The sequence below is a fragment of the Bailinhaonella thermotolerans genome, from assembly GCF_003594875.1.
In the GTDB taxonomy this organism is placed as follows: domain Bacteria; phylum Actinomycetota; class Actinomycetes; order Streptosporangiales; family Streptosporangiaceae; genus Bailinhaonella; species Bailinhaonella thermotolerans.
On the sequence record NZ_QZEY01000004.1, the window covers coordinates 66531 to 80841 of the forward strand.

General features: G+C 73.1%; 14 protein-coding genes and 1 riboswitch. Of the genes, 6 read left to right on the forward strand and 8 right to left on the reverse strand.

The features are described from left to right. Positions 1–54: 54 nt before the first annotated feature. A complete protein-coding gene (typA, locus tag D5H75_RS12885; RefSeq protein ID WP_119926677.1) occupies positions 55–1905 on the reverse strand; it encodes a translational GTPase TypA in 1851 nt (616 codons plus the stop codon). Positions 1906–2301: 396 nt separating this feature from the next. Here typA and D5H75_RS12890 point away from each other — a divergent pair, with 396 nt between their 5' ends. Further along, the gene (locus D5H75_RS12890) at positions 2302–2856 is read left to right on the forward strand and encodes a snapalysin family zinc-dependent metalloprotease (RefSeq protein WP_119926678.1); all 555 of its coding nucleotides are present in this window, start codon (positions 2302–2304) and stop codon (positions 2854–2856) included. Between the two features lie 184 nt (positions 2857–3040). Here the strand turns inward: D5H75_RS12890 and D5H75_RS12895 are convergent, their stop codons facing one another. Next, on the reverse strand, positions 3041–4120 hold the full coding sequence (locus D5H75_RS12895) for an amidohydrolase family protein (RefSeq protein WP_119926679.1): 1080 nt from the start codon (positions 4118–4120) through the stop codon (positions 3041–3043). A 375-nt stretch (positions 4121–4495) separates the two neighbouring features. Between D5H75_RS12895 and D5H75_RS12900 the strand changes: the two genes are divergently transcribed. The 3 genes from D5H75_RS12900 to D5H75_RS12910 all read left to right on the forward strand — a co-directional run bounded on the left by D5H75_RS12900 (position 4496) and on the right by D5H75_RS12910 (position 7628). Then, positions 4496–5431: a threonine ammonia-lyase gene (locus D5H75_RS12900; RefSeq protein WP_119926680.1), complete on the forward strand. Its 936-nt coding sequence runs from the start codon at positions 4496–4498 to the stop codon at positions 5429–5431. 64 nt (positions 5432–5495) lie between these two features. Continuing rightward, the gene (locus D5H75_RS12905) at positions 5496–6353 is read left to right on the forward strand and encodes an alpha/beta hydrolase (RefSeq protein WP_119926681.1); all 858 of its coding nucleotides are present in this window, start codon (positions 5496–5498) and stop codon (positions 6351–6353) included. Between the two features lie 180 nt (positions 6354–6533). Continuing rightward, positions 6534–6671, forward strand: a riboswitch (cyclic di-AMP (ydaO/yuaA leader). Positions 6672–6674: 3 nt separating this feature from the next. After that, positions 6675–7628 carry a coiled-coil domain-containing protein gene (locus D5H75_RS12910; protein ID WP_202638108.1) on the forward strand — a complete coding sequence of 318 codons (954 nt, stop codon included), beginning with the start codon at positions 6675–6677 and terminating at the stop codon, positions 7626–7628. Here the strand turns inward: D5H75_RS12910 and D5H75_RS12915 are convergent. Further along, positions 7532–8245, reverse strand: coding sequence for a sensor histidine kinase (locus tag D5H75_RS12915; RefSeq protein WP_242454204.1), 714 nt, complete (start codon positions 8243–8245; stop codon positions 7532–7534). The genes D5H75_RS12910 and D5H75_RS12915 overlap by 97 nt on opposite strands. Positions 8246–8474: 229 nt before the next feature. Between D5H75_RS12915 and D5H75_RS12920 the strand changes: the two genes are divergently transcribed. Next, positions 8475–9077, forward strand: a complete 603-nt coding sequence (locus D5H75_RS12920; protein WP_119926683.1) for a TetR/AcrR family transcriptional regulator — start codon at positions 8475–8477, stop codon at positions 9075–9077. Positions 9078–9083: 6 nt separating this feature from the next. Here the strand turns inward: D5H75_RS12920 and D5H75_RS12925 are convergent, their stop codons facing one another. The 4 genes from D5H75_RS12925 to D5H75_RS12940 form a co-directional block, all read right to left on the reverse strand. Next, complete coding sequence (locus D5H75_RS12925; RefSeq protein WP_119926684.1) at positions 9084–9824, reverse strand: sugar isomerase domain-containing protein; 741 nt, start codon at positions 9822–9824, stop codon at positions 9084–9086. Between the two features lie 141 nt (positions 9825–9965). Then, positions 9966–10793 carry a MetQ/NlpA family ABC transporter substrate-binding protein gene (locus D5H75_RS12930; protein ID WP_119926685.1) on the reverse strand — a complete coding sequence of 276 codons (828 nt, stop codon included), beginning with the start codon at positions 10791–10793 and terminating at the stop codon, positions 9966–9968. 65 nt (positions 10794–10858) lie between these two features. Continuing rightward, entirely contained in the window at positions 10859–11458 is a 600-nt protein-coding gene (locus D5H75_RS12935) for a methionine ABC transporter permease (protein ID WP_119927098.1), read from the reverse strand. Between the two features lie 56 nt (positions 11459–11514). Continuing rightward, positions 11515–12483 carry a methionine ABC transporter ATP-binding protein gene (locus D5H75_RS12940; RefSeq protein WP_119926686.1) on the reverse strand — a complete coding sequence of 323 codons (969 nt, stop codon included), beginning with the start codon at positions 12481–12483 and terminating at the stop codon, positions 11515–11517. A 360-nt stretch (positions 12484–12843) separates the two neighbouring features. Between D5H75_RS12940 and D5H75_RS12945 the strand changes: the two genes are divergently transcribed. Then, complete coding sequence (locus tag D5H75_RS12945) at positions 12844–13128, forward strand: DUF2218 domain-containing protein (protein WP_119926687.1); 285 nt, start codon at positions 12844–12846, stop codon at positions 13126–13128. Between the two features lie 40 nt (positions 13129–13168). Here the strand turns inward: D5H75_RS12945 and D5H75_RS41485 are convergent, their stop codons facing one another. Continuing rightward, positions 13169–13987 (reverse strand): AMP-binding protein, encoded by an 819-nt coding sequence (locus tag D5H75_RS41485; RefSeq protein ID WP_202638109.1) that lies wholly within the window; start codon positions 13985–13987, stop codon positions 13169–13171. Positions 13988–14311: the final 324 nt, after the last annotated feature.

Genomic DNA, 14311 nt, shown 5'->3' on the forward strand with positions numbered 1-14311 from the left:
GGGTCCGGGGCTCGGGGTGGGCTCGTGCCCGCCGTACGGCGTGAGCCGCGCGGGTCAGCCGCGCTTGGCGCGGGCGGCGGCGCGGCCCCGCGTGGCGGCGTCGAGGACGACCTTGCGGATGCGCACCGACTCGGGCGTGATCTCCACGCACTCGTCGTCGCGGATGAACTCCAGCGCCTGCTCCAGCGACATCTGCCGCGGCGGGATGACCTTCTCGGTCTCCTCGCTCGTGGAGGAGCGCATGTTCGTGAGCTTCTTCTCCTTGGTGATGTTCACGTCCATGTCGTCGGAGCGGGAGTTCTCTCCGACGATCATGCCCTCGTACACCTCGGTGCCGGGGGAGACGAACAGCGTGCCGCGCTCCTGGAGGTTGATCATCGCGAACGCGGTGACCGGGCCGGAGCGGTCGGCGACCAGGGAGCCGTTCTGGCGGGTGCGCAGCTCGCCGAACCAGGGCTCGTAGCGCTCGAACACGTGGTGGACCAGACCGGTGCCGCGGGTCACGGTGAGGAACTCGGTGCGGAAGCCGATCAGGCCGCGCGCCGGCACCAGGAACTCCATGCGGATCCAGCCGGTGCCGTGGTTGCTCATGTTCTCCATGCGGCCCTTGCGAACGGCCAGGAGCTGCTGGATCGCGCCGAGGTACTCCTCGGGGCAGTCGACGGTCACGCGCTCGACCGGCTCGTGCACCTTGCCGTCGATCTCGCGGGTGACCACCTGCGGCTTGCCCACGGTCAGCTCGTAGCCCTCGCGGCGCATCTGCTCGACCAGGACGGCCAGCGCCAGCTCGCCGCGGCCCTGCACCTCCCAGGCGTCGGGGCGCTCGGTCGGGAGCACGCGCAGCGACACGTTGCCGACGAGCTCCTTGTCGAGGCGGTCCTTGACCAGGCGGGCGGTGACCTTGGCGCCCTTGACCTTGCCGACCAGCGGCGAGGTGTTGGTGCCGATGACCATGGAGATCGCGGGCTCGTCCACCGTGATCAGCGGCAGCGGGCGCGGGTCCTCGACGTCGGCCAGGGTCTCGCCGATCATGATCTCCGGGATGCCGGCGATCGCGATGATGTCGCCGGGGCCGGCCTCCTCGGCGGGCTTGCGCTCCAGCGCCTCGGTCATCAGCAGCTCGCTGATCTTGACGCGCTCGATCGTGCCGTCGGTGCGGCACCAGGCCACCTGCTGGCCCTTGCGGATCGTGCCCTGGTGCACGCGGCAGAGCGCGATGCGGCCGAGGTACGACGACGCGTCCAGGTTGGTGACGTGGGCCTGCAGCGGCGCGGTCGGGTCGTAGGTCGGCGCCGGGATGGTCTCCGTGATGGTCTGGAACAGCGGCTCCAGGTCCTCGGAGTCGGGCATGCCGCCGTCGGCCGGGCGGTTCAGGGACGCGCGGCCGGCCTTGGCCGAGGCGTAGACGATCGGGAACTCGATCTGCTCCTCGGTGGCGTCCAGGTCCATGAACAGCTCGTAGGTCTCGTCCACGACCTCGGCGATGCGCGCGTCGGGGCGGTCCACCTTGTTGATGCACAGGATGACCGGCATCTTGGCGGCGAGCGCCTTGCGCAGCACGAAGCGGGTCTGCGGCAGCGGGCCCTCGGAGGCGTCCACGAGCAGCACCACGCCGTCCACCATCGACAGGCCGCGCTCGACCTCGCCGCCGAAGTCGGCGTGGCCGGGGGTGTCGATGATGTTGATGGTCATCCCGCCGTGCTTGACCGCGGTGTTCTTGGCCAGGATCGTGATGCCCTTCTCACGCTCCAGGTCGTTGGAGTCCATCACGCGGTCGTCCACGGCGGCGTTCTCCCGGAAGGCCCCGCTCTGCCAGAGCATGGCGTCGACCAGAGTGGTCTTGCCGTGGTCGACGTGCGCGATGATCGCGATGTTGCGCAGGTCCTCGCGGCTGTTAATGGGCATGTTCGGCTCTCGCTCTGGGATCGGGGGAGGAGACGCGCCAGGATCAGGCGGCCGGACAAGTCTAGTTGACCGATCCGGAACGCGACGCGACAGCAGTACAAACCACCCGAACCACCCGGTTATTCCGGTCTCTCCCGTACGGCCGGGCTGCGGGGCCGTGCCGGAGACGTCGTCCGGGGCGGGGGTGCTCCGGGCCGTTCAGAGTGATCGGTGCGCGCGGGCGCGAAATCCGTGGTGCCGGCGGGCGTGTCATGTGTGAAATTCAGGGTTTTCGCTGGTCATTGACCATTATGTGGGGAGGCTGCCTACGCTGGCGCTCCCTGTCCTTCGCGCGGCGCCGCCCCTCCGGCCCGCGCCGGACGCCCGCCGCGCCACGGCGGGCGCAAGGAGGCGCCAATGACCAGCCGAGCGATCCGCGTGCTCCTCGGCGCGCTGCTCGCCCTCCCCCTCCTCCTGGCCGGGGCCGCGCTTCCGGCCTCCGCCGAGAACGAGTCCCTCGTCCGCGTCATCCGCTACGACGCGAGCCGCGCCGCCGAGTTCCGGGCGGTCGTGGACCAGGGGGCCCAGATCTGGAACCAGAGCGTCACGAACGTGCGGTTCGTCCCCGGCACCCCGGCCGACGTCATCATCTACGCCGACAACGGCTGGCCGCGCGCGCAGCCGTACGGCCTGGGCCGCGGATACGTCTGGATGGGCCGGCAGGCGGTCGCCCAGGGGCACTACCCCCTGCGCATCGCGTCGCACGAGCTCGGCCACATCCTCGGCCTCCCCGACCGCCGCACGGGCCTGTGCTCGGACCTGATGTCCGGCGCGAGCGCGGGCACGAGCTGCCGCAACCCGTACCCCAACGCCACCGAGATCGCCCAGGTGGAGCGCAACTTCCAGAACGGCGTCACGGGCGTCCGCCCCGGTGAGGTGATCACCGAGGACCTGACGCCGGTCTCACGCTGACGTCACCGGCCCCGCACGCGCGGCGGCGCGCCGCCCCGGCTCCCCCTCCCGGCGGCGCGCCGCCCCGGCTCCCCCTCCCGGCGGCGCGCCGCCGTCGCACGCCCGAAGGCGTACGGCATGCGCCCGCGGCCCGGGCGTACGGCGTGAGCCCGGGCCGCGTGGTGGGGCAGGCGGCGCCGGCGGGTCAGCGGACGACGCGGCCGCGCAGGACGACGCGGGACGGGGTCCGCACGACGGACAGGTCCTCGCGCGGGTCGGACTCGTAGACGACGAGATCGGCGAACCCGCCCTCGACCAGGCCGGGCAGGCCCAGCCAGGCGCGGGCCCGCCAGGAGGCGGCGGCGAGGACGTCCACCGCGCGCATACCGGCCTTCTCGTGCAGCAGCATCATCTCCTCGGCGAGGAGCCCGTGGTCGATGCCGCCGCCCGCGTCGGTGCCGGCGAAGATCTGCGCGCCGGACTCGTACGCGGCCCGCACCACCTCGGGGAACCCGGCCTGGAGCCGCCGCATGTGCGCGGCGTACGCGGGGAACTTGCCGTCCGCCCGCGCCGCGATGCCCTCGAACGTCTCCACGTTGATCATCGTCGGCACGAGCGCCGCGCCCTCGCTCGCCATCGTCTCCGCCAGTTCCACGGTCAGGCCGGTGCCGTGCTCGATCGAGTCGGCCCCCGCGCGCACGCACGCCTCGACCGCCTTCTCGTCGAACGTGTGCACCGCGACCCGCGCGCCCGCCCGGTGCGCCATGTCCACGGCCGCCTTGAGCGTGTCGAAGTCGTAGGTCGGCCCGAGGTCGCCCGTCTCCCGGTCGATCCAGTCGGCGACGATCTTCACCCAGCCGTTGCCCGCCCGCGCCTGCTCCAGCACCCGAGAGGTCAGCTCCTCGGCGGGCGTCTCGGTGAACAGGCCCCGCAGGTACCGCCGGGGCGGCGCGATGTGCGTCCCGGCCCGCGACAGCCGCGGCATCTCCGGGTCGTCGTCGAGCTCCGGATAGGGGTACGGCGAGCCCGCGTCGCGCATCGCCAGCACCCCGGCGTCCCGGTCCAGCATCGCCAGCGCCCGCGCCTCGTCCACCGACTCCACCGGCGCGCTCCCGGGCCGGATCCCGATGTGGCAGTGCGCGTCCACCAGGCCCGGCAGCACGAACCCGCCCGAGGCCACCGTCTCCGCGCCGGGGACCGGCTCGAACGTCACCCGATCGCCGACCAGGTAGACGTCCCGGACCTCGTCCCCCGGCAGCACCACGCCGCGCACATGAAGAGCCATGCGCCCCAGTGTTCTACACCGTCCCCGCCCCCGCACAAGCGCGGTTCCCCGCCGCCCGCCCCGCGAGCCGTACGGCCGGGCGCCGCCCACCCGGCCTCGGCGCCGCCCACCCGGCCTCGGCGCCGCCCACCCGTCCCCGGGCCGTCTCCGTGCCGTGCCCGCCGCTCCCGTCCCCCCGGGAGGTCCCGTCTCCCGTGATCTCGTCGCGGCGGCGTCCACCGGCCCCGCCGGAGCGAAGGAAGGGCGGGCGGCCCCCCGCCTCACCTGCCCGGAGGCGGGCGGGCCGCCGTACGGATGGGGCCCATGGGGGCGTATTCGCACGTAGGGGTGGAACCGCGCGGTTGGGTGGCCGGGGGCGGGAGCATCATGGAAGACATGGAACTGATCACGGTTGACGATGTCCGGGCGGCGGCGGAGCGGGTGCGCGGCGTGGTGGTGCGCACGCCGCTGCTGCCCTGCCCGTGGGATGAGGGCGAGCTGTGGCTCAAGCCGGAGAGCCTGCAGCCGACCGGGGCGTTCAAGCTGCGCGGCGCCTACAACGCGCTCGCGGCGCTCCGCCCGGAGAAGGGGGTGGTCACCCATTCGTCGGGCAACCACGGGCAGGCGCTCGCGTACGCCGCGCGGGCCTTCGGCGTGCCGTGCGTCGTGGTCTCGCCCCGGGTCGCCCCGGCCGTGAAGGTGGACGCGATGCGCCGCCTGGGAGCCGAGGTGCTGCTGGTCGATTCCGACGAGCGGATGGAGAGCGCGCAGGCCGTGGCGGAGGAGCGGGGGCTGACGCTGATCCCGCCGTTCGACCACCGGGAGGTGATCGCCGGGCAGGGCACGATCGGCCTGGAGATCGCCGAGGACCTGCCCGAGGCGGACGTCGTGCTCGTCCCCGTCGGCGGCGGCGGGCTGGCCTCCGGGGTCGCCACCGCGCTCAAGGCCCTGCGGCCGGGGACCCGCGTCCTCGGCGTCGAACCGGCGCTGGCGGCGGACGCGGCCGAGAGCCTGGAGAAGGGCGAGCTGATCCGCTGGCCGGCGGAGATGTCGTATCGCACGATCGCCGACGGGGTGCGGACGAACCTGTCCGAGCGGACCTTCGCCCACCTGCGCGCCCACCTCGGCGGCGTGGTCACGGTGACCGAGGAGGAGATCCGGGCGGCGATGCTCACGCTGGCCAGGTCGGCCCGCATCGTGGCCGAGCCGAGCGGCGCGGTGGCGCTCGCGGCGTACCTCGCGGGGAAGACCCCGCCGGGCCGTACGGTCGCGGTCGTGTCCGGGGGAAACGTCGATCCGCGGCTGTTGTCCGAAGTACTTGCCATCTCATGAGAAATGGGGGGTTCGTGCGCGGAACGCAGCGGAAACAATACAGAATGGAGTCATGGGAGGGGTCATGGGTGGTGTCACGGAGCTAGCGACCGCGTACCCGTGCCGGCTGGTGACGAGCGACGGCGTCGGCATCGACGCGGCGCACACGCCCTACCGGCAGACGGGCCGGGGGGCCGAGGGCCTGGCCGTCGTGCTCGCCCACGGGTTCACCGGGACGTGGCGCAGCCGTGACACCCGGCGGATCGCCCATGTGCTCAGCGGATACGCCGGGGTGCTGAGCTTCGACTTCCGGGGGCACGGCCGCTCCGGCGGGCACTCGACCGTGGGTGACCAGGAGATCCACGACATCGAGGCGGTCGTCCGCCACGCCCGCCGCATCGGGTACGACCGGGTGGCGGTCGTGGGCTTCAGCATGGGCGCCGCCTGCGCCGTCCGGCACGCCGCCCTCATGGGCGGGGTGGACGCCGTGGTGGCGGTGAGCGGGCCGAGCCGCTGGTACTACCGGGACACGGCCCCGATGCGCCAGGTGCACTGGGCGATCGAACGCCCCGAGGGACGCCTGCTGGCCCGCGTCTTCAAGCGGACCCGCATCCTCTCCCGGGGCTGGGACCCCGTGCCCGAGGAGCCCCGCGAGGTGATCTCCCGCATCGCCCCGGCGCCCGTCCTGATCGTCCACGGCGACGCGGACCCCTTCTTCCCGCTGGAGCACGCCGAGCAGTTGCACGCCGCCGCGGGGGAGCCTAGGGAACTGTGGGTCGAGCCGGGTTACGGCCATGCCGAATCCGCGGCGAGCCCCGCCCTCATCCACCGCCTCGGCCGGTGGGTGACGACCGCCCGGCCCCTGCCCGCGGTCGCCCCCGAGCCGGCGGCGCCGCCCCTGGGTCACGGCCTGGCCGCCGGGCCCGAGGTCGCCCCCTGCTGACCTGCCCGATCCCGCCCCGCCGTACGGCCGGGCGGGGCGCGGCGATAGGCGTAGCAAGCGCTTGAAATCGGGATGAAGTAGGCAATCCTTCCCGAAACTGTCGTTCGAGTGGCGGGTAATCAAGATCCCCTTCTATGCTGCGGTGTGTTTCGGTCGTTTGAACTGCCCACCCCTGAGCAGTCGGCCGGACCGCTGAATCCCGCTCGCGGGAACCGGGGACCCACCTCTTCCGGGGTGAATCCGTGGCCAGGTCCGCGGTAGGGCGCCTCCTGGCCCGAACCCGTCAGCTAACCCGGTAGGCGGACGAGGAGAGGAGAGCGTGTGGGACGGCCCTTCCCCGTTCCAGGCAGGCCGCGGCGGATGACCGCCCTGGTCGCCACGACGTCGGCGCTGCTCATCGCGGTGGCGACCCCGGGTTCGGCGGCGCCCGGGAGCTACTCGGCGGCCCTCGCGGCCGATCCGAGCAAGAAGGCCCAGCTCGACAAGCTCACCAAGCAGAACAAGGCGCTCGCCAAGCTCTACCGGGGCGAGCTGCACCGCCTCGACGACCTGGAGGCGTCCGCGAAGAAGGCCGAGGCCCGCGCGGCCCGCCTGCGCAAGGAGTACTCCCTCGCCCGCGCCGCGCTGTCGCGCTTCGCGCAGTCGGCCTACATGGGCGGCGACCCGCAGGCCTCCCTCTTCCTGACCGCCGGCGACAGCGGCGAGCGTGCGCTCGACGGCGCGCTCACGCTCTCGCAGTACGCCCTGGCCGAGAGCGAGCGCGTCAAGAGCGTCAAGGTGCTCGCCAAGGAGGCCAAGGAGGCCGAGGAGAAGACCGCGCGGGATATCGAGGAGCTCAAGCGCAGCATCAAGGAGCTCGCGGCCAAGCGCCGCCACGTCGAGAAGCTCATGGCCAAGTACGGCTTCCAGCGCCCCGGCGGCAGCGCCGGCCTCACCGGCCGCATGATCTCCGTCCGCGACGCCATCATGCAGGAGTTCCCCATGCCGTACGGCGTGGGCTGCCTGCGGCCCGGCGACCGCGGCGAGCACGGCGTCGGCCGCGCCTGCGACTTCATGATGAGCACCGGCGGCCGCATGCCCGGCCCCGAGGACCTGGAACGCGGCGACCGCGTCTCCCAGTGGGCCATCTCCAACGCCTCGCGCCTGGGCATCATGTACATCATCTGGAAGCAGCGCATCTACGACTTCCGCCAGGGCGGCGGCTGGAAGCCCATGAGCGACCGGGGCAGCATCACCCAGAACCACTGGGACCACGTCCACATCTCGGTCTTCTGACCCGGGGCGAACGCCGTCCGGCCCGGAGGCGAACGGCGGCCGGTGGGCTGTCCGGTGCCCTGGAGAAGGCGTCCGGGCCGCCCGTTGGCCAATGCCTCCTGTGCCGTGCGCAGCAGCGCGAGCTCGGCCTCGGGGGCCATCGGCCGCGGCGTGCCGGTCGTCGTGACCTGGACGGGCAGTCCGTGCAGGTTCGACCATCGGTCGGCGACGCCCGCGAGCGCGTCGCCCAGGCGCGCGGCCTGGAGCGGCTCGGGCCGGAGCGCCTCGACCGAGCGCCGCGCCTCGGTCAGGCTCTCCCTCGCCAGGTTCTTGACGGCGTCGAAGGGCCGCCGCCACGGCGCCGGGACCTCGTGCATCTGCTCGGCCGCCTGGAGCTGCGCGATGATGCCGGTGAGGCCCTGCGCCAGGGTGTCATGGATCTCGCGGGCCATCCGCCGGCGCTCGTCGAGCACGCCCGCCTCCCTGGCCTGGGCGAGCAACTGGGCGTGCAGGCGGGCGTTCTCGGCGAGCGAAGCTTCCAGCAGCCGGTTCGTCCGGCTCAGCTCCTCAAGGGTTCGCTCGCGCCGCTCCTCCTCCTGCTCGGCGAACCGCAGGACCCAGGCGCAGCCGCACATCATGGCGATGTTGAGACGGGACCTGGCGGGCGGGCGGTGGAGGCGCCGGCCCGGCCGGACGGCGGTGGTGATCCACCGATCGGTGGATCACCGCCCGGCCGGGGCGCGGGGAGAGACGCGGGATCGGACGATCGCGGTACGGCGGGCGGCGCGCCGTACCCCCGCGTCGGCTCCTGGAGACCTCAGGGGCGGGGTGCGACGGGGGGACGGGCGGTGGGGCCATGATGGGGACATGGGGATTGCCGAGGGCGCGGTACGACGGCGGCCGGTGCAGCGGCGCAGCGCGGAGCGGGTGGAGCGGATGCTCGACGAGTGCGCGCGGCTGCTGGACGAGGTGGGGTACGACGGGGTGACCACCAAGGAGGTGGCCCGCCGGGCCGAGGTGCCGATCGGGACGTTCTACCAGTTCTTCCGGGACAAGCGGGGGCTCGTCCGGGAGCTGGCGCTGCGGAACCTGGAGCGGTTCCTCGGGCGCGTCACGGCGCGGCTGGCGGACGAGGCGCCGGGCGGGCTGCCCGAGGTGATCGACATGGTGGTGGACGAGTACGTCGCGATGCGCAGGACCGTGCCGGGGTTCGGGGTGGTGGACTTCGGGGAGACGGGCCCCGGGGGCGAGCACCTGCTGGATGCGGCCGTGGAGAACAACGCCATCGTCGCCGAGCGCCTGCGCGACCTGACGGCCGGTCTGGGCGGGGACTCCGACAGGTCCTTCCTCGTCGCCGTCGAGGCCGCCGACGCCGTGCTCAAGCTGGCCTTCCGCACCCGCCCCGAGGGCGACCCCGGCCTCATCGCCGAGTGCAAGACCCTCCTCCGCCGCTACCTGTCCGGCTCCTGAGGCGGGTCAGGCGGGCTCACCGGGCCGCAGCGCGGGGATCTCGGGCGCGTACCGCTCGAAGAGGGAGGCGTTCGCCTCGTCGCCGCCGGCCGTGTTGGCCGAGCGCCACAGCGGGAGCGGCAGGTCCCCGGCCAGGTCGTGCAGCCGGGCCAGGAGGAGGTTCCACAGATAGGCGTTGACCAGCGTGGACAGCGGCGCGGTCACCGGCGCGGCGGCGGGATGCGCGGCGTCGCCGGGATCGACCAGCGTGTCCACGACATGGTCGGCCAGCTCGGCCAGGACCGCCCCGGCCCGGCGCGGCGCCGACCGGCCCGCGGCCCGCGAGGTGAACGCGACCACCGGCAGCCCCGCCGCGCGGGCGTGCCGCGCCAGCTCCACCGGATAGGGGTTCACCCCGGAGTTCGAGAAGATCACCATCACGTGCGGATGGCCGGCCGTCTCGGCCAGGACCTCCGCCAGCACCTCGGCGGCCAGCCCCGGCGTGCGCTCGCCGGACGTGCTCCGGGGGGCGCCGTTGAGGGGGAACAGGTCCGGCCGGTACAGCGGCCGCACGCAGGCCAGCCCGCCCGCGCGGTAGAACGCCTCGTTGACCATCGCGATCGAGTGTCCCGCCCCGGCGGCCAGGATCAGCCCGTCCTGACGTACGACCCGGTCCAGCAGCAGCCCGGCCACGGCGTCCAGCACGGCGGCGTTCTCCGCCTCGGCCGCCGCCAGCCGGTCCCGCATCAGCTCCCCGAAACCACCCATCCCGCACCTCCGCGCCCCATGATCCACGAAGTCCCCCGGGCGTACAAAGGGCTCCGCGCCGGGCCCGCCGTACGAGCGGCGGGTCCCGGCGCGGAGCCGGAGCCGTGCGGGTCCCCCCGGGCTCGCCCGGGGCCGCGGGGCCTACTTGGCGGGGAAGGCCGGGATGACCGCGCCCGCGTACTTCTGCTCGATGAACTGCTTGACCTTGGGGTCGTTCAGCAGCTTGGCGAGCTTCTGGACGCGTGGGTCCTTCTCCTTGCCGGTGGCGGCGACCAGACCGTTGGCGTACGGGTTGCCCTCGGCCTTCTCCAGGACCAGCGCGTTCTCGGCGGGCTTGAGACCGGCCTCGATGGCGTAGTTGCCGTTGATGACGGCGGCGCTCACGTCGTCCAGGGAACGGGGGAGCTGCGCGGCCTCCAGCGGGCGGATCTTCAGGCCCATCGGGTTGCCCGCGATGTCACGCTCGGTCGCGGCGGTACCGACGCCCGGCTTGAGCGTGAGCAGGCCGTTGTCGGCGAGCAGCTTGAGCGCGCGGCCCAGGTTGGTGGCGTCGTTGGGCACCGCGATCTCGGCGCCGTGGGGCAGGCCCGCGACGTCCTTGACCTTCTTGGAGTAGACGCCGAGCGGCTCCAGGTGCACCGGCGTCACGAACGTGAGCTTGCTGCCCTTGCCCTTGGCGAAGTCGTCCATGTACGGCTTGTGCTGGAAGAAGTTCGCCCCCAGCCCGCCCTCGGAGAGCTGGACGTTCGGCTGCACGTAGTCCGTGAACTCCACGATCTCCAGCTTCAGGCCCTCCTTGGCCGCCAGCTCGTCCTTGACGAACTTGAGGATCTCGGCGTGCGGCACGGGGCTCGCGCCGACCTTCAGCACCTCGTCGACGGAGGCGGTGGGCGAGCCGGCCGACCCGCCGCACGCGGCCAGCACACCGGCCAGCGCGATCGAGCCCAGGACCGTGATCAACTTACGCACGGGAAACTACTCCTTGTATAGAACCGCGATAACGCTTGTCGCGGTGGTTCAGGGAAAGGCCGGGGTCACCGGCGGGAAAGCTTGCGGGCGGTGAAGTCGCCCAGGCTCTGGACGAGCTGCACGATCACGATGAGGACCGCGACCGTCGCGAGCATCACCGGGGTGTCGAACCGCTGGTAGCCGTACCGGATGGCGACGTCGCCGAGGCCGCCGCCGCCGATCGTCCCGGCCATGGCCGAGTACGAGATGAGCGCGACCACGGTCACGGCCAGCCCGGCGACCAGGCCGGGCAGCGCCTCGGGCAGCAGCACGCGGGTGACGATGCGCAGCCGGGTCGCCCCCATGGCGAGCGCGGCCTCGACCACGCCCCGGTCCACCTCGCGCAGCGCGGTCTCCACGAGCCGGGCGAAGAACGGCGCGGCGCCCAGCGTGAGCGGCACGATCGTGGCGGCGGTGCCCATCGTGGTGCCGACGATCAGCTTGGTGAGCGGCATCACGAAGATCATCAAGATGATGAACGGCAGCGAGCGCCCGACGTTGACGATCGTCCCGAGCACCCGGTTGACCGGCCCGGACGGCGTGAGCCCGCCCTCGGACGTGGTGACGAGCAGCACGCCGAGCGGGATGCCGATGAGCACGCTGAACAGCGTGGACCACCCGACCATCACGGCGGTCTGGCCGGTGGCCTCCAGCAGCAGGTCGGCGGTCAGATTCGTGTCGTTCACGCGGCCCCCTCGACGTCCACGAGCAGACCCCGGTCGCGCAGGTACGCCAGGGCGTCGGCGGAGCCCCCGCCGGTGAGCTCGACCCGCAGCCGGCCCATCGGGCGGCCGCCGATCGTCTCCAGCGAGCCGCCGATGATGTTCACGTCCACGTCGAACTTGCGGACCAGCTCCGACACGACCGGCTCGTCGGCCTGGCCCACGAACGTGATCGTGACCATCCCGGGCGCGGCCTCCGGCAGCGGGAACAGCTCCCGCGTGAGCTCCGAGCCCGGCGTCGCGATCAGCGCGGGCAGCTCGCCCGACTCCACGATCCGGCCCTCGCGCATGATCGCCGCCGAGTCGCAGACGCTCTTCACGACGTTCATCTCGTGGGTGATGAGCAGGACGGTCAGCCCCAGCTCCCGGTTGAGCCGCCGGAGCAGGCCGAGGATGGACGCGGTGGTCTGCGGGTCGAGCGCCGAGGTCGCCTCGTCGGACAGCAGCACCTTGGGCCGCCCGGCGAGAGCGCGCGCGATGCCGACCCGCTGCTTCTGCCCGCCGGAGAGCTGTGCGGGGTACGCGCCCGCCTTGTCGCCCAGCTCGACCAGGTCGAGCAGTTCGGCGACGCGGCGGTCCCGCTCGGCGGCCGGGACGCCCATGACCTCCAGCGGGAACGCCACGTTCCCCGCGACGGTGCGCGAGGACAGCAGCGCGAAGTGCTGGTGGATCATGCCGATGCCCTGCCGGGCCAGCCGCAGTTCGCCGGAGGACAGGGAGGTCATCTCCCGCCCGTCCACGTGGACCGTTCCGGCGGTCGGCCGCTCCAGCAGGTTCACACAGCGCAGCAGCGTGCTCTTGCCGGCGCCGCTGCGCCCGAGCACGCCGAACACCTCGCCCTCGCGGACGTGCAGGTCGACACCGTCGAGGGCGACCACCTCACGGCCGCGTGAGCCGTACACCTTGCGTAGACCTGATAGACGAATCATCGGGGGGACTCTCCAGCGCGCTTCGGGCATCTGCCAGGGGATTTCGGGCACGGGCGACAGCGGGTGCCGGGAGGGAAGGCCAGATGGGCGAGGCGACGCCGGACGAGGTCGTCCAGGAGGAGGGTGTGCAAGATCGATGCGCTTTCTACGGGGGCTCAGGACTGGCGGGTCGGGCCTCAGCGCATTCGGCAACGCCACATCGCCCCGATGGCGGGGGGCGGCACGCGACGTCGATTCTGCTTCACAATCCGCACAACCACTCGGTTAACCCGGCTTATTCCGGGCCACGAGGGTGACACGGGACACACTTGACCGTCAGAGATAAGGTTAGCCTTGGCTAACCAAGAGAAGGAGCACCGTATGGAGTCCGTGGCCCACGTCGCCACCGAGCGGCCCGCGCGCTATCTCAAGCAGCTCTGCCAGCACATGGGCCGCAAGATCCAGGCCGACTTCACCGAGGACCACGGCAAGATGGTCTTCCCGTACGGCGAGTGCGAGCTGGACGCCAGGGACGGCGAGCTGGTGCTGCGCGCGTCGGCCCCCGACGAGGACTCCCTGGCCAAGGTCGAGGCCGTGGTGGGCCACCACCACCTGGAGCGGTTCGGCGAGCGCGACGGGCTCGTGGTCACCTGGCAGCGGGTCTGACCGCCCGGCCCCCGGTCACCGGTCGGCCCCCGGACACCGGTCAGCCCCCGGACACGCGGGCCACGCCCGCCGGGCCGAGGCGCACGGTCGCGCCGTAGTCGTGCGCGACCCCGGCCGCCTCGGCCTCCGGGACCCCCGGGGCGGCCACGATGAGGCAGCCGCGCATCAGCGCCAGGCTCAGCGCGGCCGTCAGCGCGATCCCGCCGTCCATCGGCCGCGTCACCAGCACGACGTCCGACACCCGGATCGCGGCCGCCTCGTCCGCCGCCCGCATCCGCGCCAGGAGCCCGGCGTGCGTGAGGCGCTCGCCCGTCCCGAACCCGGCGAGCACGTCCCCGGCCGGGTCCACGGCCGCCGCGGGCAGGTCGTCCGGCGGCGGCGAGTCGATCAGCGCCGTCAGGTCGGTCGCCCCCGGCACCTCGCCGAACGCCATCACCTGCCGCACCCGCGAGCACTCGGTGGCCGCCAGCGCCACCTCCGCGATCGCGGGGGTCGTGATGAGCAGCCGCGCGTCCAGGGCGGTCAGGCCCACCGTCAGGCCCGCGATCCCGGCCGCCGACGGCGCCGCCGCCGCGACGGCCCCCGCGGCGATCACCATGTGGACGCCGGCGAGGTACGCGGCCACGCCCTCGGCGTGCACCGCCGCCACCTGCCCCGCGCTCAGCCCCCGCCGGGACAGGTGCGCCCCGCCCCGCGACACGGTCAGTCCCAGCCGGCGGTACCCCACGACCTCGCCGCCGCCGATGTCCACGATCGCGGGCGCGTCCCCGCGCCGCGCGGCCGCCCCGAACACCGCCGCGGTCACGGTGGTCCCCAGCCTGCCGACCGGCGCGCTCGACGAACAGACCTGCGGATTCATATCCAAGACGCTACGCCGCGCCCCCCGAGCCCACATCCGCAGAACTATGTACCCCGATGTGTAACCGCCTCTACGTGGTCCCCGCGCCGCCGCGTCCCGGAGGGTCCGCCGGAGCCCCGGCGCCGCGTCCGCGCCTCGCACGGCGGTCCGTACCCGGTACCGAGGCCCGCGCCTTGTGCGGCGGTACGGCGGTCCGCGCCTCCTGCGGCGCCGCCCGTGCGGAGGGGCGCGTCTCGTACGGCGGCGCGCCTCGTACGGCGGCGTGTACCTCGTACGGCGGCGCACGCCCGGGAAGGGGGCGCGCCGGGAAGGAGGTGCGCGCCG

What these genes read in the sequence shown, in the direction of transcription:
- typA (WP_119926677.1), bottom strand. Translation starts at nt 1,905, where the DNA reads ATGCCCATTAACAGCCGCGAGGACCTGCGCAACATCGCGATCATCGCG.
- D5H75_RS12890 (WP_119926678.1), top strand. Translation starts at nt 2,302, where the DNA reads ATGACCAGCCGAGCGATCCGCGTGCTCCTCGGCGCGCTGCTCGCCCTC.
- D5H75_RS12895 (WP_119926679.1), bottom strand. Translation starts at nt 4,120, where the DNA reads ATGGCTCTTCATGTGCGCGGCGTGGTGCTGCCGGGGGACGAGGTCCGG.
- D5H75_RS12900 (WP_119926680.1), top strand. Translation starts at nt 4,496, where the DNA reads ATGGAACTGATCACGGTTGACGATGTCCGGGCGGCGGCGGAGCGGGTG.
- D5H75_RS12905 (WP_119926681.1), top strand. Translation starts at nt 5,496, where the DNA reads ATGGGTGGTGTCACGGAGCTAGCGACCGCGTACCCGTGCCGGCTGGTG.
- D5H75_RS12915 (WP_242454204.1), bottom strand. Translation starts at nt 8,245, where the DNA reads ATGATGTGCGGCTGCGCCTGGGTCCTGCGGTTCGCCGAGCAGGAGGAG.
- D5H75_RS12920 (WP_119926683.1), top strand. Translation starts at nt 8,475, where the DNA reads ATGGGGATTGCCGAGGGCGCGGTACGACGGCGGCCGGTGCAGCGGCGC.
- D5H75_RS12925 (WP_119926684.1), bottom strand. Translation starts at nt 9,824, where the DNA reads ATGGGTGGTTTCGGGGAGCTGATGCGGGACCGGCTGGCGGCGGCCGAG.
- D5H75_RS12935 (WP_119927098.1), bottom strand. Translation starts at nt 11,458, where the DNA reads ATGGTCGGGTGGTCCACGCTGTTCAGCGTGCTCATCGGCATCCCGCTC.
- D5H75_RS12940 (WP_119926686.1), bottom strand. Translation starts at nt 12,483, where the DNA reads ATGATTCGTCTATCAGGTCTACGCAAGGTGTACGGCTCACGCGGCCGT.
- D5H75_RS12945 (WP_119926687.1), top strand. Translation starts at nt 12,844, where the DNA reads ATGGAGTCCGTGGCCCACGTCGCCACCGAGCGGCCCGCGCGCTATCTC.
- D5H75_RS41485 (WP_202638109.1), bottom strand. Translation starts at nt 13,987, where the DNA reads ATGAATCCGCAGGTCTGTTCGTCGAGCGCGCCGGTCGGCAGGCTGGGG.